The 25,363-nt window shown below is 69.2% G+C and carries 20 protein-coding genes; 16 read left to right on the plus strand and 4 right to left on the minus strand.

Going from position 1 to position 25,363, the window contains the following annotated elements; genetic code table 11:
- Positions 1-308: 308 nt before the first annotated feature.
- Positions 309-785, plus strand: coding sequence for a YbaK/EbsC family protein (locus tag DFJ64_RS11790; RefSeq protein ID WP_115850493.1), 477 nt, complete (start codon positions 309-311; stop codon positions 783-785).
- Between the two features lie 113 nt (positions 786-898).
- Here the strand turns inward: DFJ64_RS11790 and DFJ64_RS11795 are convergent, their stop codons facing one another.
- Positions 899-1,558, minus strand: coding sequence for a response regulator (locus DFJ64_RS11795; protein WP_115850494.1), 660 nt, complete (start codon positions 1,556-1,558; stop codon positions 899-901).
- Positions 1,555-2,826: a sensor histidine kinase gene (locus tag DFJ64_RS11800; protein ID WP_115850495.1), complete on the minus strand. Its 1,272-nt coding sequence runs from the start codon at positions 2,824-2,826 to the stop codon at positions 1,555-1,557. Before DFJ64_RS11800 ends, DFJ64_RS11795 begins: the two co-directional genes overlap by 4 nt.
- Positions 2,827-2,961: 135 nt before the next feature.
- On the opposite strand from DFJ64_RS11800, the gene DFJ64_RS11805 reads away from it, so the two are divergent.
- From DFJ64_RS11805 to DFJ64_RS11845, 9 genes are all read left to right on the plus strand, one after another.
- A complete protein-coding gene (locus tag DFJ64_RS11805) occupies positions 2,962-3,867 on the plus strand; it encodes an ABC transporter ATP-binding protein (protein WP_115850496.1) in 906 nt (301 codons plus the stop codon).
- On the plus strand, positions 3,864-4,712 hold the full coding sequence (locus tag DFJ64_RS11810; RefSeq protein ID WP_115850497.1) for an ABC transporter permease: 849 nt from the start codon (positions 3,864-3,866) through the stop codon (positions 4,710-4,712). Before DFJ64_RS11805 ends, DFJ64_RS11810 begins: the two co-directional genes overlap by 4 nt.
- A 292-nt stretch (positions 4,713-5,004) precedes the next feature.
- Positions 5,005-5,733 (plus strand): FadR/GntR family transcriptional regulator, encoded by a 729-nt coding sequence (locus DFJ64_RS11815; protein WP_170152593.1) that lies wholly within the window; start codon positions 5,005-5,007, stop codon positions 5,731-5,733.
- Between the two features lie 24 nt (positions 5,734-5,757).
- Entirely contained in the window at positions 5,758-7,041 is a 1,284-nt protein-coding gene (locus DFJ64_RS11820; RefSeq protein WP_115850499.1) for an ABC transporter substrate-binding protein, read from the plus strand.
- Between the two features lie 4 nt (positions 7,042-7,045).
- Positions 7,046-7,999: a carbohydrate ABC transporter permease gene (locus DFJ64_RS11825; protein ID WP_115850500.1), complete on the plus strand. Its 954-nt coding sequence runs from the start codon at positions 7,046-7,048 to the stop codon at positions 7,997-7,999.
- Positions 8,000-8,008: 9 nt separating this feature from the next.
- The gene (locus DFJ64_RS11830; protein ID WP_115850501.1) at positions 8,009-8,818 is read left to right on the plus strand and encodes a carbohydrate ABC transporter permease; all 810 of its coding nucleotides are present in this window, start codon (positions 8,009-8,011) and stop codon (positions 8,816-8,818) included.
- A 72-nt stretch (positions 8,819-8,890) separates the two neighbouring features.
- Entirely contained in the window at positions 8,891-10,132 is a 1,242-nt protein-coding gene (locus DFJ64_RS11835; protein WP_115850502.1) for an enolase C-terminal domain-like protein, read from the plus strand.
- Between the two features lie 89 nt (positions 10,133-10,221).
- On the plus strand, positions 10,222-10,959 hold the full coding sequence (locus DFJ64_RS11840; protein WP_115850503.1) for an alpha/beta hydrolase family protein: 738 nt from the start codon (positions 10,222-10,224) through the stop codon (positions 10,957-10,959).
- A 201-nt stretch (positions 10,960-11,160) separates the two neighbouring features.
- The gene (locus DFJ64_RS11845) at positions 11,161-15,915 is read left to right on the plus strand and encodes a glycoside hydrolase domain-containing protein (protein WP_115850504.1); all 4,755 of its coding nucleotides are present in this window, start codon (positions 11,161-11,163) and stop codon (positions 15,913-15,915) included.
- Positions 15,916-15,972: 57 nt separating this feature from the next.
- Here the strand turns inward: DFJ64_RS11845 and DFJ64_RS11850 are convergent, their stop codons facing one another.
- Together DFJ64_RS11850 and DFJ64_RS11855 are read right to left on the minus strand one after the other, a co-directional pair.
- On the minus strand, positions 15,973-17,166 hold the full coding sequence (locus DFJ64_RS11850) for a mandelate racemase/muconate lactonizing enzyme family protein (RefSeq protein ID WP_115850505.1): 1,194 nt from the start codon (positions 17,164-17,166) through the stop codon (positions 15,973-15,975).
- Between the two features lie 4 nt (positions 17,167-17,170).
- The gene (locus DFJ64_RS11855; RefSeq protein WP_115852026.1) at positions 17,171-17,968 is read right to left on the minus strand and encodes an SDR family NAD(P)-dependent oxidoreductase; all 798 of its coding nucleotides are present in this window, start codon (positions 17,966-17,968) and stop codon (positions 17,171-17,173) included.
- A gap of 328 nt (positions 17,969-18,296) precedes the next feature.
- Here DFJ64_RS11855 and DFJ64_RS11860 point away from each other — a divergent pair, with 328 nt between their 5' ends.
- The 6 genes from DFJ64_RS11860 (at position 18,297) to DFJ64_RS11885 (ending at position 25,159) form a co-directional block, all read left to right on the plus strand.
- Positions 18,297-19,646: an ABC transporter substrate-binding protein gene (locus DFJ64_RS11860; RefSeq protein WP_170152594.1), complete on the plus strand. Its 1,350-nt coding sequence runs from the start codon at positions 18,297-18,299 to the stop codon at positions 19,644-19,646.
- 5 nt (positions 19,647-19,651) lie between these two features.
- Positions 19,652-20,644, plus strand: a complete 993-nt coding sequence (locus DFJ64_RS11865) for a carbohydrate ABC transporter permease (RefSeq protein ID WP_245941088.1) — start codon at positions 19,652-19,654, stop codon at positions 20,642-20,644.
- 28 nt (positions 20,645-20,672) lie between these two features.
- Complete coding sequence (locus DFJ64_RS11870; RefSeq protein ID WP_115850508.1) at positions 20,673-21,512, plus strand: carbohydrate ABC transporter permease; 840 nt, start codon at positions 20,673-20,675, stop codon at positions 21,510-21,512.
- 83 nt (positions 21,513-21,595) lie between these two features.
- Entirely contained in the window at positions 21,596-22,765 is a 1,170-nt protein-coding gene (locus tag DFJ64_RS11875; protein ID WP_170152595.1) for a glycoside hydrolase family 183 protein, read from the plus strand.
- A gap of 233 nt (positions 22,766-22,998) precedes the next feature.
- A complete protein-coding gene (locus DFJ64_RS11880) occupies positions 22,999-24,501 on the plus strand; it encodes an FGGY-family carbohydrate kinase (protein ID WP_115850510.1) in 1,503 nt (500 codons plus the stop codon).
- Between the two features lie 13 nt (positions 24,502-24,514).
- Positions 24,515-25,159: a histidine phosphatase family protein gene (locus tag DFJ64_RS11885; protein ID WP_115850511.1), complete on the plus strand. Its 645-nt coding sequence runs from the start codon at positions 24,515-24,517 to the stop codon at positions 25,157-25,159.
- The last annotated feature ends 204 nt before the right edge of the window (positions 25,160-25,363 follow it).

A 25,363-nucleotide genomic window follows, 5' to 3' on the forward strand; every position in this document is an offset into this window, starting at 1 on the left:
GAACTGCACGTGCAGCACTACGAGTTGTGCTCACCCTGCCATCGTTCAAACCTCGCATCAAGGGTGAAATGGGACCACTTCGGACAGTGTCCTTCGACACTCAGCTGCGCTCGACCCACAGGCCCGCGACGACCTGCTCGCGTCCAAGGCCCGACTGGACGTGAGCGATCTCATCGGTGTCGGAGGTCGACGCGTCTTCGATGCCGTACAAGCGCGATGGGGCAGCGAGCGAAGGCCTCGCCTCCTGACCGGGTGCCGGGTAGGCAGGCCGACAGGCCTGGTGTCACTCCGTGAGTAGAGTGAGCCCCATGTCGGACAAGCTCCACCCGAACGCGCAGCGGGTCGCCGACGAGCTGCGGCGGCTCGGCGCGAAGGGCGAGGTCATCGTCCTCCCCGAGCCTGCTCCGACGGCGGCGGCCGCGGCGGCGCAGCTCGGCTGCGAGGTGGCCGCGATCGCCAACAGCCTCGTGTTCGACGCCGACGGCGCCCCGCTGCTCGTCCTCACCAGTGGTGCGCACCGGGTCGACGTCGACCTCGTCGCGCGCACGATCGGGGCGCGGAAGGTTCGACGGGCGAGTCCGGAGTTTGTCCGTGAGGCGACCGGACAGCCGATCGGCGGCGTGGCACCAGTGGGGCACCCGGCGCCGATCCGCACCTTGGTCGACGTCTGGCTCAAGAAGCATGAGGTGGTCTGGGCCGCGGCGGGCCACCCGCACACCGTCTTCCCCACCTCCTTCGACGAGCTGGTTCGCATCACCGGGGGCGCGCCCGCAGACGTGGAGTAGCGTGCGCCGTCCAGGAGTCACCGCCGCGCTGTGACGCCCGCGGACGTGGAGTGACACGCCTGGGTCGCACACGGTCGGCGCGGCCACACGCGGTCGCTGCGGATCCGGTCGTCTCAGTCGGGACATGTCAAGCCGGACTGGACGGCGAAGACGACGAGCTGGGCACGGTCGCGGGCGCCGAGCTTCACCATGGCGCGGCTGACGTGGGTGCGCACCGTCGCCGGGCTCACCACCAGCTCCGCCGCGATCTCGTCGTTGGAACGGCCGGTGGCGACCCAGCTGAGGATCTCCCGCTCGCGTTCGGTCAGGCGGCCGATGTCCGGGTGCGGCGCCGCGGCGGCCGGACGACGCGCGGCGAACTCCTCGATGACCCGGCGGGTCACCGACGGGGAGAGCAGCGATCCTCCCTCGGCCACGACGCGGATCGCTCGCAGCAGCTCGGTCGGCTCAGCATCCTTGAGCAGGAAGCCGCTCGCGCCCAACCGGAGCGCCTCGAAGACGTACTCGTCGAGCTCGAACGTCGTGAGCATGATGACTCGGACACCCGCCAGCGCCGGCTCGGCCACGATCCGTCGGAGCGCCTCCAACCCGTCGAGCCCGGGCATCCGGATGTCCATGAGGACGACGTCGGGCACGGTGCGGCGAATCAGCTCGACCGCCTCCTGGCCGTCGGCCGCCTCACCGACCAGCTCCATGTCGTCCTCGGCGTCGAGCAACGTGTGCAGCCCCATCCGCACGAGGGCCTGGTCGTCGACCACCACGACGCGGATCATGCCGTCGGTCCTTTCAGTGGGAGGTGGGCGCGGACCACATAGCCGCCGCCCGGCCGCGGTCCGGCCTCCAGCGTGCCTCCCAGAGCCTCGGCCCGCCGCCGCATCCCTTCGATGCCGTGTCCGCGACCCGGGCGGGCCGTCTCGCCACGGCCGGAATGGACCGTCTCGCCACGGCCGGTGTCGCTGATCTCGACGAGCAGCTCGTCCGCCGTCCGTCGCACCCGCACGTGCGCCGTGGCCTGCGGTCCCGCGTGGCGGAGCACGTTCGTCAAGGACTCCTGGACGATCCGGTACGCCGCCAGGTCGACGGACGTCGGGAGACGAACGTGGTGGGCCCCCGCGCCGTGGGAGTCCGTGCGCCCGGGGGAGCCCGTGCGCTCGGAGGAGCCCGTGCGCTCGGAGGAGCGGGTACCCGTGGACGCCGGGTCGGGTACGACCGACGGGTCCAGGTCGAGTGTGACCGGCAACCCGGTGGACCGCATCCGCTCCACGAGTGCGGGGACGTCGGCCAGCCCAACCGTGGGCCGGCGCGCGGCGTCGGCGTGGCCGCGCAGGGCGTCCAGCTCCGACCGCAGCCCGTCCAGCGCCTCCTTGCTCGTCGACCGGATCGCCTCCAGCGACTCCCTGGCCTTGGCGGGATCCCGGTCGAGGACGTGCAGGGCGACACCGGCTTGCATCGCGATCACCGCCAGCCCATGGCCGACGACGTCGTGAACCTCCTGGGCGATCGCCAGCCGTTCCTCGGACAGCACCCGGCGCACCTGCTCCTCTCGGACGCCGGCCTCGAACTCGTGCCGGGCCCGCACCGTCACGCCGACCGCCGCGGGAACGACGACCCAGGCAGCGGTGCTGCTGAGGAGGTGGTCCCACGCGGTGTCGGCGGCCATGACGCTCCGTACCCCCGCCACGACCGCGGCTCCCGCGAGCAACGCGGTGACTGCCGACAGCGCCGTGCGTGGCGGGCACCGTGAGGCCACGGCGTACACCGCGAGGACGCCCGCGAAGAGGATCGGACCAAAGGCGTAACCAAGCCCCAGGTAGGTCAGGATGGCAAGGCCGGTGACCGCGAGGACCGGCAGGGGGTGGCGGCGCCGGAGCGCCAGGGGGACGCAGGCGGCGAGGACGAGGCCGTACGCCGGAGGGTCGGGCCACGGCAGGCCCTGGTTCAACGCGGCCGGGCCGGACCCGACGATGCCGATGGCCGACACGAGCGCCGCGACCACGAGGTCGACCCACAAGAGGAGACGGCGCGGTTCGGCGGGCGGCATGCGTCGATGCTAGGTCGGCAGGGCCCGGCCGGTCGTCAGCGCGACGACGTACGTCGCCTACGCGGCTCGGCGTAGCTCACATGTCGCTCGCCGGAGGACGACTCGCGACGCCTCGGGCTGCGAGGCTCGCCAGCCATGAGCGAACACATCCTGGAGACCGACCGCCTGACGAGGCGGTATGGGGACCGGCTCGCCGTGGACGCGGTGAGCATGGCGGTCCGACCTAGGGAGGTGTACGGCTTCCTCGGACCCAACGGCGCGGGCAAGACGACGATGCTGCGCATGCTGCTCGGCCTGGTCCGTCCGACCAGCGGCCGGGCGTCGGTGCTGGGCCATCCTCCGGGCTCGCCCGCCGCGTTGGCGGGGGTGGGCGCCCTGGTCGAGAGTCCCGGCTTCTTCCCCTACCTGTCCGGCCGGGACAACTTGCGGGTGCTCGCCCGCCACGCCCGGCTCGACGACGTGGCCGTGGAGGCGGCGCTCGAGCAGGTCGACCTCACCGACCGGGCGTCAGAACCCTTCCGGTCGTACTCCCTGGGCATGAAGCAGCGGCTGGGGGTGGCCGCGGCGCTGCTCGGCAACCCGCGGTTGCTGATCCTCGACGAGCCCACCAACGGCCTGGACCCGGCGGGGATGGCGGACATGCGCGAGCTCATCCGTGCCCTCGCCGACGCCGGGCAGACCGTCCTGCTCTCCAGCCACCTGCTGGGTGAGGTGCAGCAGGTCTGCGACCGCGTGGGGGTCATCTCCCGCGGCCGGCTGCTGGCGGAGCGGACGCTCGCCGAGCTGCGCGAGACCGCCGGCCTCCTCGTGCGCGCCGAGCCGCTGTCGCGGGCGGCGGAGGTAGCGAGCCGGATGGTCGGCGGCGCGAACGTCGCCCGGGTCGACGGTGCGCTACGGCTCGGCGTGGACCCGGCCGCCGCCCCGAACCTCGTCCGCGCCCTCGTGCGCGCCGACGTCGACGTGACGGAGGTCCGGCCGGTGGAGCGGACGCTGGAGCACATCTTCTTCGAGCTGACGACACCCGAGGAGGTCACGCCATGATCGCGAGCGTCCGGGCCGAGCTGCTCCGGTTGTCGAAGTGGCCGGCCACCTGGATCATCCTGGGGACCTGGTTCGCCCTCAGCCTGGCGTTCGGCTACCTGTTCGACTACCTCGTCTACCGACGGGAGGTCGAAGGTCCGCGCGCCGAGGCATCCGGACGGGCGGCTGAGCTGCTCGCGTCCCTGCTGCCCGAGCAGGCGCCGACCGTGCTCGTCCAAGGGCTGCCGATGTTCGGGGGTGCGCTCGTCCTGATCTTTGGCGCTCTCGCGGTGGGGAACGGCTACACGTGGGGTACGTGGAAGACCGTGTTCACCACGGGCCCGCGGCGGCTCACGGTCTGGGGCGGGACGCTGGGCGCGCTCGGTGTCGTCCTGATGGGTCTCGTCCTCGGGACGCTCGCGCTCGACCTTGTGGCCGCGCTCGCGGTCGCCTGGGCGGAGTCGCAACCGGTGACCTGGCCCGGCGTCATCGACGTTCTCGAGGCGTTCGGCTCGGCGTTGCTCATCACGGGCATGTGGCTGGCCGCGGGCGTGCTGCTCGGGACTCTCACCCGCGGGCCGCTGGCCACCGGACTCGGCCTGGTGTGGGTTCTGGTCGTCGAGAACCTGCTGCGTGGGGTCGGTGGTGCCCTCGACGCGGTCGCGAGGGTGAGCGACCTCCTGCCGGGGACGGCGGCCGGTTCGCTCGCCGGAGCGCTGGGCGCGGCGGCCGCCGGTGAGCCGGACGGGACGCCCGGTGTCCTCACGGTGTGGGACGGCGGGATGGCGACGCTCCTGCTCGGCGGTTACCTGCTCCTGTTCCTGGTTCTGGCTGCCACGCTCACCGTCCGCCGCGACGTCCCATAAGTGCGGCGCGGCGTCGTCGTCGGCCGAGCCATCCCAGTTCACCGGTGCGGCGCCTCGCCCACCACGACGTCGCCGGGAAGCTGCCGCAGTGAAGTCGGTGCAGTGAAGCCGTCGCAGTGAACTGGTGCCGGCTGCCTCGACTGCCTGGTCCGCCGCGGCGTGCCGTCGTGCCGGCAATCTCTTGACGGCGGTCAGCCGGTCCACCATCATGGCGCGTCAACAAGTCATTAGATGACTAGATGACGCGATGGTCATCACGTCGACTCGCGTGACCATCGAAGGACCGTGTGACGTGAAGGAAGGCAAGGGGCGGGCACGCCTGACGCGGCGCACCCTGCTGGACGAGCTCACCGCCGGTCTGGTGGCGCTCATCGAGGAGGGGGGCTACCAGATCGGCGACCGGCTGCCGTCGATGTCGGCCCTGGCGGCGCACTTCGGTGTCGCCACGCCGACGTTGCGGGAGGCGGCGAGACGGTTGGAGGCAGCCGGCACCATCACCTTCCGGCACGGGTCCGGCATCTTCGTGACCGGTGACAGTCGCCGCTTGGTCATCGCCAACCCGGCGCGGACCGAGCTGGGCGACCAGACGACGCTCGATGTGCTCGACACCCGACTGCTCATCGAGCCCGAGCTCGCCCGACGTGCCGCCGAACGCGCGACCCACGAGCAGCTGGCCGCCATTGGAGGCCTTCTCGACGAGGCCCGTCAGGCGATCGAGGCCGCCGACGAGCAGAGCCTCACCCCACTGAACATGCGTTTCCACGTCGCGATCGCCCGAGCCGCGGGCAACCAAGTCCTGACGGAGGCGCTCCAGTCGGTGGTCGAGCTGTACGAGCCGCAGCAGAGCGTCATCGGGCAGATCTACGCCGATCCCTGGCGAGACCACAACGAACACCGCGACATCTACGACGCCCTCGTTCGCAAGGACGCCACGGCGGCACACGACCTGATGCGCCGGCACCTGGAGGGCGTGCTCGCGGTCGTCAGCGCCACGCTCCGTCGTGAGAAGGAGAGGGACTGACCTCCGAGCCCGGGGAGTACGACCATGATGTACCGACGGACTTTCCTGGCGTCGGCTTTGGCCGGCGCCGTCGCGCTGGCCGGATGCGCTCGGGGCACCGAGACCGGCGGCAACGACGCGACTGACAACACCACCCTGACGTTGAATGGGGACCGAGCTGACTTCGTCGAAGGCTACGAGGCGGCGGGCAAGGAGCTGGCCAAGCTCACGGGCTACGACATCAAGGCGCGCAACGTTCCCACCACGGAGAACTACCAACAGGTCATCCGTTCGTCCCTGCGGTCGAGCAGCACCACCGACATCATCAAGTGGTGGAGCGGGTACCGGTTGCAAGACCTCGCCCAGTCTGGGGGTCTGGAAGACCTCACCGCCCAGTGGGACAAGGCCGTGGAGAACGGCTGGGTCAACCCCGACACCCGGCCGAGCTTCTCCTACGACGGCAAGGTCTACGGCATGCCCATGTACAAGTCGTACTGGGTGCTCTACTACAACAAGAAGGTCTTCGCGGACCTAAACCTCGAGGTGCCCACGACGTGGGAGGAGTTGCTCGGCAACGCTGAGAAGATCAAGGCGGCCGGCGTCACGCCGTTCTTCGCCACCCAGGAGGCCGGCTGGACGTCGTTCATCTGGTTCGGTGAGATCCTCAGCAAGCTGGACCCGGACTTCTACGTCCAGCTCATGAACGGTGAGGCCAGCTACACCGACCCGACCGTCCGTGAGGCGATGCGGATCTGGGCGGACATGTACGCCAAGGGCTACTTCACCCCGCCGGACACCGCGTGGGACAACGAGCCGGCGCTGTTCCAGCAAGGCAAGGTCGCCATGGTTCCCATGGGCACCTGGCGGAACGCGATCTTCGTCGAGAACGGGATGACCCGGGACGACTACGGCGCGTTCATCATGCCGGTGGTGAAGGAAGGCGCCAAGCCGTCGGTCATCGTCGAGAGCGGCGTCTTCGCGGTGCCGTCGAAGGCACCGAACAAGGAGGCGGCCAAGAAGGCGTTGGGGGAGTGGCTCAACCCGACGGTCCAGAAGGTCTGGGTGAGCTACCTCAACGACCTGTCCGCCAACCCCGAGGTCACCACCGCCAACCCTGTCTTGACGTCGGTGCTCGAGCAGGTCGAGCAGCTAGAGCCGATCGAGCTGGAGCGCTACTGGGAGGCCAGTCCGCCCGACCTCATCGAAGGCAACGTTCAGGACTTGGCCGCCTTCATGGCTGACCCCAAGCCCGCGAACATCGACTCGACACTGGCGAAGATGCAGCAGCGTGCCGAGGCCGAGTGGGCGAAGTGGAAGAGCCGGGAGTAGGCAGATGCCGGCACCGACAACGGTTCACCCGGAGCCGGTGACCGGGTCGGCGCGGGGCGGGCGGGCACCCGCTCCGCGCCGGCGTTCGGTGAGCCGGGACGGAGCGGCCCGGGCAGCTGGCGTGTTGTTCCTCTCTCCAGCAGTGACGCTGGTGGGAGTGCTGCTCCTCGTCCCCTTCCTCGCGACGGTGTACCAGAGCCTCACCGACGACGACGGTGTGGGGACGGCGCGGTTCGTCGGACTCGACAACTACGTCGCGCTCGTCAACGACCCGGCGTTCCTGCGGTCGTTGCTCAACACGCTCATGTGGACGGTCGGCACGCTCGTGCTCCCCGTGGTGCTCGGGCTGCTCATCGCCGTCCTCACCAACACCACAGGTTGGCCGTCCTGGGTGCGTTACGCGTTCGTCCTGCCGTACGCCATCTCGGGGACCGCCACGGCGGTGATCTGGGGCTTCGTCCTCCGCAGTGACGGCGCGCTCAACCAGGCGTTGGGCTTCCTCGGTCTCGAGAGTCTGCAGACGTCCTGGCTGCTGTCGTGGCCGACGAACACGGTCGTGATGATCGTGGCCAACACCTGGCAGGCGGTGGGCGTGGCGGTCATCCTCTTCCTCGTCGGTCTGCAGACAGTGCCGCCGGAGACGGTCGAGGCCGGCACCCTCGACGGCGCCACCGGCTTCCAGCTCTTCCGCGCCATCGTCTTCCCTCAACTTCGGCCGGTGACCGTCGTGGTCGTCGGCATCTCGATCACCAACAGCCTGCGTGTCTTCGACCTGATCTGGCTGCTGACGGGAGGCGGTCCGGGACAGGTGTCGGAGACCCTCGCGGTCACGATGTACCGCCAGACCTTCGTCACGAGCGACTACGGGTTCGGCGCCGCCGTGGCGGTGGTGCTCGCCGTGATCGTGGTCGCCGCGTCGTGGGCGTACCTTCGCCGGCAGATGCCCAAGCACCCCTAGAGGTTGGCCATGACTCGGCTCCTGCGCAACGTCGTCCTCGTCGCCCTCGCCCTCGTGTGGCTCATCCCGACGTACTTGCTGGTCGTCAACGCGCTGACACCTGCCGAGGAGTACACGGGCAGCCCGGTGTGGATCCCTGTCGGATTCGGTTTCGTCGACAACCTGGCCGAGGCGTGGGCGTCCGCTGACCTCGGCCTCGGCATCGCCAACAGCCTGCTCTACGCCACGATGTCGGCGGCGATCGCGGTGCTCGCCGCGGCGCTGGCGTCGTTCGCCGTCGTCGTCATGCCGATTCGCCGGCGGGGCCTGTGGTTCTGGCTCATCTACACCGGCACGCTGCTCCCGCTCCAGATCTTCCTCGCGCCCTTGTTCAAGGCCTACGTCGGCGTCCAGATCTACGACACGCAGATCGGGCTGGTGCTCATCTACTCGGCGGTGTGTGTGCCGTTCGCCTTCTTCGTCGTCCGCAACTACCTGACGACCGTTCCGGTCGAGATCACCGAGGCGGCGCAGCTGGACGGGGCGGGTTGGTTCCGCTTGTTCTGGCTGATCCACCTGCCGCTCGCTCGATCGTCGTTGCTGGCGGCGTTCATCTTCCAGTTCACCTGGGTGTGGAACGACCTGCTGTTCGGCATCACCTTGTCGACGAGCCCCAACATTCGACCGGTCATGGCGGCACTCGCCGAGCTGAACGACGGCTACGCGAGCCTCGGCCCGCCCGTCGTCCTCGCCGCCGCACTGGCCGTCTCCGTGCCCACCGTCGTCCTGTTCCTCGCCTTCCAGCGCTTCTTCGTGTCCAGTCTCAAGCCCGTCGGCTGAGGAAGCGGTGGAAGTCCAACCTTGCTTGGTCCCAGGTCCTCCTGCCACGTTCGTCGCACCGAGTAGGAACCGATGAAGATCACCGACATCCGAGCCACGACCGTCGCCGTTCCCCTCCAGGCTCCACTGCTGCACTCCAACGGGGCGCACTGGGGTCGGTTCGTTCGCACGATCGTCGAGATCGAGACCGACAACGGACTCGTCGGTCTGGGCGAGTTGGGTGGCGGTGGCGAGAGCGCGGAGGCCGCCATCGTCGCGCTCAAGCGGTACCTCGTCGGACACGACCCACGTCAGCTCAACGCTCTACCGTTCATGATCGCCAATCCCACGGCGAGCCTGTACAACAACCGCACTCAGCTCCTCGCGGCCATCGAGTTCGCCTGCCTGGACCTGGTGGGCCAAGACCTCGGTGTCTCCGTGTCGGAGCTGCTCGGTGGGCGGCTACGTGACCGCGTGCCGTTCGCGTCGTACCTGTTCTTCCGGTACGCCGACCCGCGCACCGGCGAGGGGGAGATCCGAGACCCTGACCAGCTCGTCGCGGAGGCGTTGCGACTGAAGCGGCAGTACGGCTTCCGCGTCCACAAGCTCAAAGGTGGCGTCTTCCCTCCCGACTACGAGCTGGAGTGCTACCGCGCTCTCGCCGCCGCGACCGACGGAGACCTGCTGCGGTACGACCCCAACGCCGCTCTCTCGGTGAGCGAAGCGCTGCGGTTCGGCAAGGCCATCCAGGACTTGCCGAACGACTACTACGAGGACCCGACGTGGGGATTGAACGGGCTGCGGCAGCTCCGCGGCCTCGGGTTGCCGCTCGCCACCAACACGGTGGTCATCAACCCCGAGCAGCTCGCCGCGAACGTCCTGAACCCGGCCGTCGACGTGATCCTGCTCGACACGACCTTCTGGGGTGGGATCCGGGCCTGTGTCAAAGCGGCCGCGGTGTGCGAGACCTTCCAGCTGGGGGTCGCGGTCCACTCCTCAGGGGAACTCGGCATCCAGCTCGCCACGATGCTGCACCTGGGCGCCGTCCTGCCCAACCTCGACCATGCCGCCGACGCCCACTACCACCACCTCGTCGACGACATCATCGTCGGCGGCCCGTTCGAGTACGTCGACGGCGCGATCGCCGTTCCGGAGGGGCCAGGGCTGGGCGTACGGCTGGACTACGAGAAGGTCGCGCGTTACGCCGAGTACTACCGCGAGGTCGGCGGCTACCCCTATGACCGGGACCCAGGCCGCCCGGGCTGGTATCCCCTCATCCCCAACGATCGGTGGGCGGACCCCACGGCGCCGCAACCGGACACCTTGACGTGGTGACGACGTCGACGTCAGGCGCGACCTGCTTGGCAGGTACGCCGACGACGAACCGACGCCGCGCGTTCGGGCGGTCACGGTAGCGTCAGCGCGTGCCGACGGACCCCGAGCCGACCGACCTGCCCGACCTCACCCTGCACTACGCCGCGCACGCCGACGGGGTGGTGGACCTCCACGTGCCGACGGCGAGCGACGCCACCCGAGTGGTGGTGTTGCTGTACAGCGGCTTCTGGACGACCCCGGCTCACCGCGAGCACGTCCGCCCGCTGGCACGCGCGCTGGCGCGGGACGGGTTCGTCGTGGCGAGCCCGGGGTACCGGCGGGTCGGCCCGGGCGAGGGCGGAAGCTGGCGGAGAACCGGTCAGGACGTCGTGAACGCGATCACCGCGCTGCCTGGCCTGCTCGGCGAGATCGGGCTGAGACCGGTATGGATCGACGTGGTCGGGCACTCCGCCGCCGGTCACCTGGCGCTGTGGCTGGCGACCGCCGCTCCGCTCGACCGGGTGGTCGCGCTGGCTCCCGTGTGCGATCTACGCGAGGTGGTCCGGCGTGGGCTGGGCAGCGACACCGCTCGAGCCTTCTTCGGTGAGATCGACGTGGACGCGGTTGACCCGATGCGGCTGCTCGACAGGCGGCCCGCGACCGCGATCACGGTGCTGCACGGCACCCGGGACGGCATCGTGCCGATCGACCTCGCCCGGGGGTTGGTGGCGCGGCACCCGTGGATCGAGCTGGTCGAGGTGGACGCCGACCACGACGAGGTGGGCGAGCCGCACGGACCCGCATACTCCGCGCTCGTCGCCGCGCTCCTCGGGACGCCATCGAACTGACGTCTGCGGCGAGTCGAGGGCCTGGGCGCCCCTCCCGTCGGGCCAAGACTGGGCGTGCGGCTGGACGACGAGAGGCTGGCCAGCTAAGCCGAGTATGACCGCTCGTTCGGGGCTACCTGCATGACCGCGAGACGGCCGTCTGACCGGGTGGCGAACCGAGGTGACGCGATGCGGTCGACAACGCTGGCGAAGGGGCGAGGCATGAGTCCGGAACGCGTGCGACACCTGGCCCGCCTCGTCGTGACGTTCGTCGCGGGGGTGGCCCTCCTGCTCGTTGGCAACGTCGGCGCTTCGGCGACGCAGGTCGAGGCCAAGGAACAGACGCGCGACTACGTGAGCCTGGTCAACCCGTGGGTGGAGGCCGACATCGCGCGGTGGTTCTTCTTCCAGTCGGCGAGCAACCCGTTCGGATTCGTCAAGCTCCGGCCTGACACGGGCACCCACTCCAGCGGCGGGACCGGTTACCGGACCACCGAGCACTACGTGAAGGGCTTCAGCCACATCCACGAGTGGAACTTCTCCGGCGTGCAGGTGATGCCGACGAGTGGGAAGAGCGTCCCGAAGACCCAAGGCGACTCGGGGTGGCACTCCTACACCAAGCATGACGAGTCGGAGGTGGTGGAGCCCGGCTACCACAAGCTTCATTTGGACCGCTACGACATCACCGCCGAGCTGACCGTGACTGACCGGGTCGGCATGCACCGCTACACCTACGGCACCGCGGGTCCCAGCGAGATCATCATCAATCTCGGTGGACAGCTCGGCGAGGCGATCATGAAGGACGCCTACGTCACCAAGGTGAGTGACACGGAGCTGGAAGGGTACGTCAACCAACGGGGTGCCGCCTACCCCGACTTCGATACCCGACTGTTCTTCAACATTCGTTTCGACAAGCCCTTCGACTCCCTCCACGGGTGGTCCGACGGCCGACTGGCACGGGGTGGCGCTCCGATCGAGGAGCTCGCCGGCGACAACATGGGTGTGTACGTCCGTTACGAGCACCTCGACGCGGGCGAGGTCGTCCAGATGAAGGTGGGTCTCTCGCTGACTGGAACCGACGGCGCCCGCAAGAACCTTCTGGCGGAGCTCCCGGGCTGGTCGTTCGACGACGTGCGGGCGGCGTCGCGGGCCCGCTGGAACGAGATGCTCGGCCGCATCGACGTGCGTGGCGGGACCGAGCAGCAGCAGATCAAGTTCTACACCGACCTGTTCCATGTGCTGTGCGGCCGGAGCGTGGTCTCTGACGTCGACGGCAAGTACCTGGACGACACCTGGAACGCCGGTCGAGTTCGCCAGATCCCACTGGACAAGCACGGCAAGCCGACGTTCGCGATGTACAACTACGACGCGCTCTGGCTCACCCAGTGGAACCTCAACTCGATCCTGGGTCTGGCGTACCCGGAGATCTACAGCAGCTTCGTCAAGTCCCAGCTGCAGATGTACAAGGACGGCGGTCTGCTGCCGCGCGGCCCGGTCGCCGGAAACTACTCACTCATCATGACCGGCTCGCCGGTCACCTCGTTCATCGCCGGCGCGTGGAACAAGGGCATCCGGGACTTCGACATCGATCTCGCCTTCGAGGCGATGCTGGACGCCCACTCGGTGGGTGGGCTGTTCGACAAGGGTGCCCTGGAGTACCGAACGTGGACCGGGGCTGGCGGCATCCGGGACTATCTCGACAACGGATGGGTCGGTTACCGGCCCGGCGCTGGGCTCAACGGCGGTGCCGGTCAGACGCTGGAGTACGCCTTCCAAGACTGGACGCTCGCGCAGCTCGCCAAGCAGCTCGGCAAGAAGGGCCTCAATATCACCCAGTTCGCCGAGGTCACTGTGTCGTCGCAAGTGGCTGGACCATCGGTGGGGGAGCGCGCGATCGACGGGCGCCCCATGCGCTCGGCGGTAGATCCGAACGAGAGCACCGAATGGAGGTCCGACGGTGAGCGTCATCCCTGGATCGAGCTGCGCTGGGACGAGCCGCGGACCGTGCGGAAGGTCGTCCTGTCCGACCGCCCGGACCCCGACAGCAACGTCAACGCGGGCCGTCTGACGTTCAGCGACGGCAGCTCGGTCCTGGTGACCGACATCCCCGTCGATGGGACGAACAAGGTCGTCGACGTGGGCACGAAGAAGGCGATCACGTGGGTCCGGTTCGAGGTGACCGGTGGCAGCGGCACGGACGTGGGCCTCGACGAAATCGAAGTTTGGGACGACACCGACCTCGGCGAGTACCTGCTCGAGCGGTCGCGGAACTGGCGCAACCTCTACGACCTGTCGACGGGGTTCATCCGACCACGAGCCGCCGACGGCACCTGGTTGGAGGACTTCGACCCACTCAGCCCAAGCGACTTCGTCGAGGCCAACTCGTGGCAGGCGACGTGGTTCACCTCCCACGACGTCATGGGGCTGGCCAACCTCATGGGAGGTGAGGCGGCGTACGCGGACAAGCTCAACTACGCCTTCCGACGTGCCGAGGACTCGAACTTCATCGGCGCCTACGGCCAGGGCTACGTCAGCTACGGCAACCAGCCGGGACTCCAGGTTGCGCACCTGTTCAACTACGTCGGCTACCCGTGGTTGACGCAGTACTGGGTGCGGCAGGTCAAGGACAAGACGTACGGGTCGATCTCCACGACCGACGGCTACGGACACCACGACGAAGACCAAGGCCAGATGGGCGCGATCAGCGCGCTGATGGCGATCGGGCTGTTCGAGGTGACAGGTGGTGGTCACAGCCGTCCGGTGTACGACATCACCTCACCGGTCTTCGATGAGATCACGATCAAGCTGCACCCGAACTACTACAAGGGCGGGACGTTCCGGATCGTCACGCACGACAACTCCGCGGAGAACATGTACATCCAGCGCGCCAAACTCGACGGGCGTCTCTGGCGGCAAGCGTGGTTCCACCACGACCAGCTCGTCGACGGCGGCACGTTGGAGCTGTGGCTCGGACCGGAGCCCAACACCAGGTGGGGCGTGTCGCCGCTGCCGCCGTCGGAGTCACCGTCGGAGAGGAAGGAGCCCGTCTACGCGACGGATCTGGAGATCGTCGGGCCCGACCGTGTGGCCGAGCCGTACAGCACTGTCCGCTTCGAGGCGCGGTTCGATCCCGCGTCGACGACGTGGCAGCGGGCGTTCTGGTCGGTGACCGAACCGGATGGATCGCCAACCGACAAGGCGATCATCGACGACGACGGCAACCTCACCGTCAACCGTCGCGACGGCCAGGTACTGGTCACCGCCATCAACTCAGACAGCGGACCGCGCGTGACGGCGAGGAAGCTCGTCACGCTGGACCTGGACGTCGGCCTGCTGCGCGGCAACGCCGCCCGCTGGCCCGGCGTGACGGCGACCGCGTCGTCGGAGTACAGCGACGGCTACCGGGCGGACAAGGTGCACGACGGCGTCATCGGCTCCAAGGACGCCGGAGACTGGGCGTCGCGGGGAGAGCGCGAGCCGTGGGTCCAGCTCGACTGGGAGAACCCGATCCAGGCCGACCGGGTCGTCCTCTATGACCGGCCGGGCGACGACGACGCCAATGGCGGGACGCTGCACTTCAGCGACGGCAGCACGGTCGAGGTGACCGACCTGCCCCGGAACGGTGGACCGAAGACGGTGACGTTCCCCTTGAAAACGTTCACGTGGATGCGCTTCCAGATCGAGGGCGGCACGGGTCTCAATCCCGGCATGTCCGAGATCGAGGTGTACGCCATCCCCTCCGTCCCTGGCCCGCCGACCGACGTGTCTGTGAAACGGCACGACGGTGAGGCCACGGTCTCCTGGCGGCCTCCCGTGTTCGACGGTGGTGCCCCCGTCCTTGGGTACGTGGTGACGCCGTACCGGGATGGAGTGGCGCAGGAGCCGACGACCGTCGACGAGAGCACCACTCAGACCGTCGTGACAGGGCTCGACGTCGACGCGGATTACGCATTCACGGTGGCGGCCACGAACCTCCTCGGGACCGGGCCGGAGGCGCACGAGCCGGTCCTGGCGGCCCGGATCGAGGTCGTCGGGCCGGACGTCGTGCGGGTGCCCTATGGCTCCGCGCGCTATGAGGCCAAGGTGGAGCCCGACGATGCCACCACGACCCGTGTCACGTGGACGGTGACCGAGCCGGACGGGTCGCCGACCCAGAAGGCGGAGATCGACGCGGACGGCGTCCTCACCGTCAACCATCGCGAGGGTGCGGTGGTGGTCACCGCCACCGCGACCGACGGCAGTGGGGTCAGCGGTACCCGGACTGTCGTGCTCGACCTCGACCCCTCGCTCTACCGCGACAACGCAGCCCGGTGGCCTGGCGTGACCGCGACCGCGTCGTCGCAGTACAACGACGACCACGGACCGGCGAAGGTTCACGACGGCTTCGGCGCCGGCTCCGGCGAGTGGGCCTCGCGGGGTGAGCAGAATCCGTGGATCCAGCTCACCTGGGACCGGCCCATCCAGGCGGACCGAATCGTCCTCTACGACCGGCCCGGTATCGACGACGTCCACGGCGGAACGCTGAGCTTCAGCGACGGAAGCACCATCGAGGTGCGCGACGTGCCGACCACCGGTGAGCCGGCGACGGTGAGCTTCGAGCCGAAGACCTTCACATGGGTGCGTTTCCAGGTCGAGGGCGGCTCGGGACCGAATGTCGGCTTGCGCGAGTTGGAGGTGTTCGCACTCGCGTCCCCGCCGGACGCTCCCACGGACGTGACCGCCACCCCCGGCAATGGATCGGTGACCGTCACCTGGGTGCCGCCGGAGTTCGACGGAGGTGCGCCACTGACCGGCTACCTCGTGACGCCGTATCGGGATGGGACCCCGCTGGAACCGGTGACCGCGGACGCCGACGCGTACCGGGTCGTGGTGCGTGACCTGAGTCCGGGGAGCTCCTACGAGTTCACCGTGGCGGCCACCTCCATCGCCGGAGTCGGCGTGCCGTCTGAGCGTACCCCGCCGGTCACGCCGCGTTGAGACGGCGCTGCCAGGCCCGACATTGACGCGGAGACACGACAACGACGACGGATGAGTTCAGAGAGTGGACTGTCGTCGGGTCGCGTCTGGACGGTCCGCGAGCCCAGGACGGAGCTCCACCCCGAGCCCCGGCGCGCGGGGCACACGCACGTGTCCGTCGGAGACCTCGGGTAGGCCGTCCACCAGCTCGGCGTACCACGTGCGCAGGAACGCCCGAACGGTCTCCTGGATGAGGCCGTTGGGTTGGCTCGCGACCAGATGAACGCACGCCGCGAACGCGATGGGGCCGGAGCAGTCGTGGGGCGCGATCGGAAGGCCGAACGTGTCGGCGAGGCTTGCGATCTTCCGCGCCTCGGTGAGACCTCCGGTCCACCCCGGGTCGATGATGGCGACGTCGATCGCTCCGTCGCGCAGCAGCGGCAGGAAGCCGCGTCGACCGACGCAGGTCTCGCCGAGCGCGATCGGGACGTCGACCGCGCTGGCGAGGTGGTGGATCGAATCCTGAGCGTCGGCCCGAAGCGGGTCCTCGACCCAGAAGGGCTTGAAGGGTGCGAGCGCCTCGCAGATCTTCTCGGCTCCGCGTCGATACCAGAGACCGTGCAGCTCGACCAGGATCTCCATCTCCATGCCGACGGCTTCGCGAATGCTCTCCACCACCGCGATGCCCCGGGCGAGCTGCTGGGGCGTGATGTCGGTGCCCCCGGTCTCCTCGGCGGCGAGGTCGAACGGCCAGACCTTCATGCCCCGGATGCCTTCGGCGTACAGCTCGCGGGCGAGCTCACCGGGCCGGTGCAGGAACGCGTGCAGGTCTTCGTACCGGTTGGCCGCCTGAAGCCCCCAGTTCGCGGACTCCTGGCGGGAGCTGCTGCCCACGTACCCAGGGCCGGCGCAGGTGTTGTAGATCGGTACCCGGTCTCGCAGCGAGCCGCCGAGCAGGTCGGCGACGGGAAGACCGGCGCGCTTGCCGAGCAGGTCCCACAGCGCCAGGTCGACCGCGCCGAGCGCCCGGACCTCCGCGCCACCGCCCTGGTAGCCGACGTACGGCGCGAGGTGCCGCGCCATGGCCTCCGGCGTCGGGTCCTCGACGCCGAGGAGCGCGGGCGCGATGGTCTCGTGCAGGTACGCCTCGACCGCCCCGGCGCCGAAGAACGCCTCCCCGACGCCCACGAGCCCCTCGTCCGTGTGCAGCCTGAGGATCAGCGTGTTCGGCTGGATGCCGAGCCGCAGGGTCTCGAGGGCGATGATCTTCATCCGCCTACTCCACCGTGTCCTCGTCCATGGGGTACAGGCTCGCGCCGCCGTCGGCGACGAGGACGCTGCCTGTGAGGTAGCTGGCGAGCGGGCTCACCATGAACAGGAAGACGTCGGCCACCGCGTCCGGCGGCTGGAGGTATCCGAGCGGGATCGCCCGCTGCGCCCTCGCCCGGTACTCGGGTTCGGTATCCCACTGTCGTTTCGCCATGCCGGCGCCCACGATCCCGGGCGCCACCGCGTTGGCGCGGATGCGGTACGGCGCGAGCTCCCGCGCGAAGCTGCGAGTGAGCGACTTGAGCGCCGCCTTGCTCGCGTTGTACGGCGCGATCTCCGGCCACGGCACGTCCTGCACCCAGGACGTGGTGAAGACGAGCTGCCCCTCCTCGCCCCGGTCGATCCAGCGCTGGCTGGCCGCTCTCGCGAGGAGGAACGCCGCGCGCACGTTGACGTTCATGATCCGGTCGAACGCCTGGACGGGGAACCGCTGCACCGGGTGCGCCTCGACGACGCCCGCGTGGCAGCAGACCGTGTCCGGAAGCCCGTCGAGCAGGTCGGAGGCCGCGTCCAGCAGCCGCTCGACCTCGGCCTCGTCCGTGGTGTCGGCGCGGACGTAGCTCAGGCGGTCGTGGGCGGGCAGTGCCTTGGCCGCCGCGTCGTCGGGAAGGATGTCGTTGACGACCACCGCGGCCCCGAAGTCGAGAAACCGGGAGACCATCGCGCGGCCGAGCGCACCGGCGCCCCCGGAGATGAGAATCCTTCGGCCGGACAGGTCCAACGGGTTCTGGGCAGCCTTCGCCATCGGTCGTTCCCTCACCTCCTGGAACGCGTCACGGTGGTCAGGTCCCCTTCCCCGGAACGTCATCGCGTCGCTGTCCGGACGCGTTCACAGGTCTCGCGGGCGGTCGGCCGACAGATGCGACGCGCGCACCATTGTCGAGCGGGCGGGCGGGTACGTGAAGGACCCAGCGGCCGAGAGGACCAAGCCGGCCGCCCGGGCCCAGGAGGGACTGCCCAGGGCAGGACACCGTCCCGTGGCCAGTCGCGGCCACGCTGCTTCACGGAGCGTGAAGAGACGGTGGCGCGCGGGTAGCGAGACAGCACAGCGATCTCGTGAAAGGCAACGGACCATGCCTGGACGCACGAACTCCATCCGGTCGGGAGACGTCTCACTCCCGCGCAGGTCGTTCTTGACGGGGTCCTCAGCTGTCCTTGGTCTCGCGGCACTTGGCGCGCTCACGTCCTGTGGCTCTGACGGTGGTGGCGGTGGCGGTGGCAAGGCGCTCGTCAGCTGGTCGGTCTGGGGAAACCCCGGCGAGGTCAAGCGGCTCCAGGAGTTCACCGACGACTTCAACGAGCGCAACCCGGGCATCGAGGCGAAGCTCATCCCGGTGCCGACCGACCAGTACGAGACCAAGCTTCTGACCCAGCTCAGCGGCAACACCGCGCCGGACGTCTTCTACGCGGGCGACACGCTCCTCGCGCGGCTCGTCAAGAACAACAGCATCCTGCCGCTCAAGGAGCGGCTCGAGAGCGAGCAGAGCGAGTCACCGCCCGAGGACTTCTTCGAAGGGCTCTGGGGTAACGCGAAGGACCCCAGCGGCGAGATCTACGGCGTGACGGTCGACTGCAACCCCGTCGTCTTGTGGTTCAACACGAAGGTGCTCGCCGACGCGGGAGTGACCACGTTGCCGACCGAGCGCTTCGAGGCCGGGGAGTGGACCCGCGAGGCCTTCGAGGAGATCGCCGGCAAGGTGAAGGCGAGCGGCAGGCGGGTCGGCGCGCTCGGCAGCGACTGGATGTCGGTCTACAGCTGGATGACCGCGAACGGGGGGAAGGTCTACGAGAACGGGAGGTTCGTGGCCCACGAGGACCCCAAGTCCGTCGACGCGTTCGTGTGGTTGCGCCGGATGCTCGACCAGGGGGCCTTCGTCTACGCCGGCAGCCTCCCGGAAGGGCAGGGCCAGGAGGCGCTGTTCATGTCGAACAACATCGCCTTCGCCATGGGCGTGGGTCGGTGGGTCCTTCCGTTGTTCAAGCAGAACTCCGCGCTCGAGTACGACATCGTGCCGTACCCCTCGCACGACGGCGCGCTTCCCGTGACGCCCGTCGCGACCGCTTCCATGGTCATCAACACGAAGGCGAGGGACCCTGACGCGGCCTTCACCTTCTTGACGCAGTTCGTCTCCCGAGAAGGGCAGGAGTTCCGCCTGGCCGACGCCGGCAACGCCGTTCCGAGCATCAAGGGCCCTGACCAGGTCGTGCTCGAGGGCGGTATCCCCGAGCACGCGCGGATCTGGTTGGACCTTCGGGAGAAGGGCTACGCGCCACCGATCGAGGAGTCGCGGACACCGGGACTCCGCCAGGAGATCAGCAAGCGCATCGACGTGGTCTGGACCCGTGGCGGTGACGCTCGCGCCGCGCTCGCCGAGATCGGCGCCGTCGCGAACCGGATGATCGAGAAGGCCGCGAACGGGTGATGCGGGTGAAGACGCCCTGGACGTCGTCGGAGGGGCGAGCGAGCACCGTCGCGCCACCGACGGCGAGCCCGGAGCGAGCCGCGGAGGGCGGGCGGCCTGGTCCTCGTGCGAGCTCGGCTGCCCGCCGCCGCCTCGGGGAGGCGGCCTGGGGCTTCGCCTTCGTCGGGCCGCAGCTCGTCGGCCTCGTGGTGTTCGTCCTCGGCCCGCTCGTGTTCGCGATCGCCTTGAGCTTGATGACGTGGGACGGCTTCGGCACGCGGGAGTTCGTGGGCCTGGAGAACTTCGCCCAGCAGGCGCGGGACGAGACCTTCTGGGTCTCGCTCCGCAACACGGCGTACTTCACGGCGCTGCTCCTGCCGAGCGACCTGATCTGCTCGCTCCTCGTGGCGCTCGCGGTCAACAACGTCCGAGGGAAGGTCCTCTACCGGCTCTTCTTCTTCATGCCGGTGGTGACGAGCTCGGTCGCGGTCTCGGTCGTCTGGCTGTGGCTGCTGAACGGCGAGTTCGGGCCCGTCAACAGCTACCTCAGGGACTGGTTCGGCATCGAGCCGCCCAACTGGATCGTCGATCCGGCCTGGGTCATCCCTGCGATCGCGCTCGTGAGCCTCTGGCGGGGCATCGGCTTCACCATGGTGATCTTCCTCGCCGGCTTGCAGGGGATACCCAGGACGCTCGTCGAGGCGGCGGAGATCGACGGAGCCGGCGCGCTGCGCACGTTCTGGCACGTCACGCTGCCGATGCTGTCGCCGACCATCCTCTTCCTCACCATCACCTCGATGATCGGGTCGTTCCAGGTCTTCGACCTGGCCTACGTCATGACCAACGGCGGCCCCGGCGACGCGAGCCGCACGCTGGTCTTCCACATCTACGACCTGGCGTTCGTCGACTTCGAGTTCGGCGCGAGCGCCGCCTCTGCGGTGGTGCTGTTCGTGATCCTGCTCGTCCTCACGCTCGCCCAGCTGTGGGCACAGCGACGCTGGGTCTATTACGAGGAATAGCCGTCGCTCAGGAAGGAGCCACACCACCATGGCGAGACCCAGACCCGCGGCCTTGGTGTGGCGGGTGGCGCTGCACCTGTTCCTCGCCACGGGGGCGCTCCTCATGGCTCTGCCGTTCATCTGGATGGTCCTGAGCTCGTTCAAGGACATCTCGCAGGTCTTCGTCGTGCCACCCACGTGGTGGCCCAGCCCTGCGCATCCGGAGAACCTCGCCAACGCCTGGAACGCCTTGCCGTTCGCTCGGGCGTACCTCAACAGCGCCTACATCACCGTGACGATCGTCGTCGTACAGTTGCTCACCTGCGCGATGGCCGCCTACGCGTTCGCCCGGATCCGGTTCCCGTTCCGCGGCGGGCTGTTCGTGCTCTTCCTCGCCACGCTCATGGTGCCGAGCCAGCTCACCGTGATCCCGCTCTACCTCATCATGAAGTGGATCGGCTGGCTCGACACCCACTGGGCGATCATCGTGCCGGCCGCGCTGTTCAACGCGTTCGGCGTCTTCATGCTCCGGCAGTTCATCAAGGGGATCCCGGTGACGCTTGAGGAGGCCGCGATCGTGGACGGCGCGAGCCGGTGGACCGTGTTCTGGCACATCGTGCTGCCGCTGCTGCGTGCTCCGCTCGCAGCCCTGGGGATCTTCAGCTTCCTCGCCCAGTGGAACAACTTCTTCGGACCGCTGATCTTCTTGAGCACGCCGGAGAAGTTCACCGTGCCGCTGCTCGTCGCGCAGTTCAAGGGTCAGTACACCACCGACTTCCCGTTGATGATGGCGGCCGCGTCGATCGCGGTGGTGCCCGTCCTGGTCGTCTTCGTCCTCGGCCAGCGGTACATCGTCGAAGGCATCGCCCTGACCGGTGTCACGCGGTGACGTCACCCCAGAGGACCTGATGGGAGGACCCCACAGGACCTGACGGAAGGACTCACAGGACTTGACGGAAAGGAATGGTCACGATGAGCACAGCCGGTGCACTGCCTGGTCGCCGCCTGACCCGGCGAGGGCTGGTGTCGGCGGGGCTCGCGGCGGGAGGGCTCGCCGTCACCGGTGCCCGTGTCGCCTCGGCAGAGGGGAGGCCGCCACGCTCGACCGACGGTCCGCGGATGCCGGTCCTGCGTTCGGTCCGCCGCGCGAGCTGGCTGGAGGACATGTTCACCCGCTACGGCGACGCGGCCGACGCCAACACATGGAGCGGCGGTGACGGCACCTACTCGGCGAAGCTGCCGGACGGACGGCGGATCTGGATGTTCTCGGACACGTTCCTCGGGCCGGTCGAGCCTGACGGGTCACGACCTGACGCGGCGTTCATCAACAACTCGATCGTCGTCCAGGAAGACGGCGAGCTTCGCACCATCCACGGTGGCACCCGCGAGAACCCGGCCGCGGTCCTGGCGCCGGAGGACCCGAACGCGTGGTACTGGGTCAACGCCAACAACATCGCCGGCGGAACGCTCAACGTCATCTACCTCGAGTTCGCCAGGACCGGCAGCGGCATGTTCGACTTCGTCTGGCGGCGCACCGTCCTCGCCCGGTTCCACCTCGAGACGCTCGAGGTCCTCAGCGTGCACGAGCTCCCGTCCTCGGTGGAGAACCTCGAGTGGAACCCCTGGCTGCTCCGCGTGGGTCCGTACACGTACATCTACGGGGTCGAGGATCTCGGCCAGAAGAAGTACATGCGGATCGCCCGCGTCCGGGGCGACGACCTCCTCGGCCGGTGGGAGTTCTTCACCGGTGACGGCTGGTCGTCGGTCGAGGCCGAGTCGACTCGCGTGCTCGCGGACGTGAGCAACAGCTACAGTGTCACGCCGATCAACGGCGGCTACCTGCTCATCACTCAAGACACGTCCTTCCCGTTCAGCAACGAGATCGTCGGCTACTTCGCGCCGACGCCGACTGGCCCCTTCGGTGAGCGCACGGTGCTCTACCGGACACCGGAGACCGGCCCGGACGGGACGTACGGGAACCCCAACGTGATCATGTACGGCCCGCACGAGCACCCGCAGTTCCGTCGAGGCAACACGCTCGTCGTCTCCTACGACGTCAACAGCCTGAACCCGGACGACGTCTGGAACGACGCCAGCATCTACCGCCCGCGGTTCGTCGAGCTCACCTTCGCTCCGCGGTGAGAGGTCCCGACCGGCGTTGTCCATCTCCTGGGCACCGCATCCCCCTCTCGTGGGCGCCGCATCCCCCTCTCGTGGCCACGGCATCGACGGCCGTCCGCGTGGGAGTGTGAGAGTCGGTGTGAAGACGCGGACGCGGGTGGGCTGCGGGCGTCAGGCCGTGCCTTGAAGCCCCGCATCACGTGCTGTTATCTTCACAACCGAATTTCACAACGGCGTGATCGTGGAGGGGTCGGATGCGGGAGGCCCGGCCGACGAGTCGGCGGGCATGGATGGGTGTCGACATCGGCACCCAGAGTGTGCGCGTCCTCCTCGTCGACGAGAGCGGCGCCGTCCTCGGCCGCGGCAGCGTGCCTCTTCCGAGCCGACGCTTCGACGACGGCCGTCACGAGCAGGATCCCGAGACCTGGTGGAACGGGTTCGCGGAGGCCTGCCAGGAGGCGCTGGCCGCGGCCGGACCGGTCGAGGTCGCCGGTCTGGCGTGCTGTGCCACGTCCGGGACCGTGCTCCTCGTGGAGGAGACGCCCACCGACCCCGCCCGACCTCTCACGCCCGGGCTGATGTACGACGACGGCCGGGCGGTCGAGGAGGGTCGCCGCATCGAGGAGGAGCCGGCGCCCGTGTGGGCGGAGCGAGCGCTGCGCCCTCAGCGGTCGTGGGCCTTGGCGAAGGCGCTGTGGATGCTTCGCCGCACGCCGCCCCGCCCCCGGATGCGGCTGGCTCACCAGGTCGACCTGATCACCTCGCGCCTGGTCGGACGGCCCACCGCGGTCGACACCAGCCACGCCCTGAAGACCGGCGCGGACCCGGTGGACGTCCGCTGGCCGGCCGAGGACCTGCGGCGGCTCGGGCTCGACCCGGCCCTGCTCCCTGACCTCGTGCGGCCCGGCACCATCCTCGGCACGGTGTGCCCGGCCGCGGCGGAACGGACCGGCCTGGCGGTCGGTGTCCCGGTGGTCGCCGGGATGACCGACGGTTGCGCCGCCCAGCTCGCGGCGGGGGTGCTGCGCCTGGGCGAGTGGAGCTTCGTGCTGGGCACGACGACGGTGCTCAAGGGGGTGTCCGACCGGCTGCTCCACGACCCGACCGGCGCGCTGTACTCGCACCGCTCACCGGACGACCTGTGGTGGCCCGGCGGCGCCTCGAACGCGGGCGCGGGTGCCCTGAGCGCGGCGTTCGACCTCGACGACTTCCCCCGGCTGGAGCGGCTCGCGGCGGAGCGTGAGCCCGCTCGGTGCCTGGCGTATCCGCTGGTGGGCACAGGCGAGCGGTTCCCCTTCCGGCAGCCGGAGGCGGAGTCGTTCCTCGTCGGCGCGCCGGCCGACGACGAGGTCGACCGCTTCGCCGCGATTTTGCAGGGCGTGGCGTTCGTCGCGCGGCTGTGCCTGGACCACGTACGCGCGTTGGGCGCCCAGGTGGGGGAGCGTGTCGTCGTGACCGGGGGCGCGACCCGCAGCGCCTACTGGACCCAGCTCCAGGCCGACGTCCTGCGGCGCGAGGTCGCGGTGCCCGAGCACGCGGAAGGCGCGCTGGGCATGGCGCTCCTCGCGGCGGCCACCGAGACCGGGCTGGCGACGGCCGCCCAGCGCATGGTTCGACCCGCGCGCGTGTTCCAGCCACGCACGCACGCCGACGTCTTCGACGAGCCGTACGTCGCCTGGGTCGACGAGCTGGCTCGGCGGGGATGGATCGGCGACAGCCTGGCCGACGCCGCTCGTGCCGGCGCCGTGACCCCATGACGGGAGGAGCGACGTGACGCTCGTGTATCTGGTCCGCCACGGAGAGACGCCGTGGCACGCGGAGAACCGGTACTGCGGCCGGACTGACCTGCCGCTGACGGAGCGCGGCCGCCGGCAGGCCGAGGAGCTGGCCTCGTGGGCCGCCACGGCCGGCCTCGCCGCGGTCTACAGCTCGACGTTGCGGCGGGCGAGGGACACCGCGGCTCCCGCGGCGGCCGCCGCCGGTGTCCCGCACCAGGTGGACGAGCGTCTGGTGGAGCTCGACTTCGGCCTGGCCGAGGGCCTCACCTCCGCCGAGATGCGCGAGCGCTGGCCGGAGCAGCGGGCGGCGTTCGAGCGGGATCCCGTGGCGAACCCGCTCCCTGGCGGTGAGGACCCGAAGGCGGCGATCGCGCGCGGCTGTGAGGCGCTCGACGAGATCGTCGCCGCCCACCCGCGGGGCACGGTCCTCGTCGTCTGCCACAGCACGCTCCTCCGACTGGTGACCTGCGAGCTGGTCGGACTCGACCCGTCCCGTTACCGGGAGCTGTTCCCTCGCGTGGCCAACACCAGCGGCGCGGTGCTGCGCCACGACGAGGGCTGGGAGCTGGTGGAGTTCAACCCCTCGTTGCACACCCAATCGACTACGTCTCGTGACGCATTCACCGACGCCACGTGACGAGACGGTGGGACGGGCGTGAAGAATGCCTGATGATCACTTGCTCATACGTGATGGACGTGCCGAGGTAACGGCTCTTCTTGTTAAAGACTCTTGACTTCCGTGTGAACTAGGCCTCAACCTTGTGTGTCAACATCCGGTGCGGCCCGCCTCGGGGCCCACCGTCACGAGGACAGGCGCGTTTCGCGCCGTCTTTCCGGAGGT

It is taken from the genome of Thermasporomyces composti (genome assembly GCF_003386795.1).
Taxonomy (GTDB): domain Bacteria; phylum Actinomycetota; class Actinomycetes; order Propionibacteriales; family Actinopolymorphaceae; genus Thermasporomyces; species Thermasporomyces composti.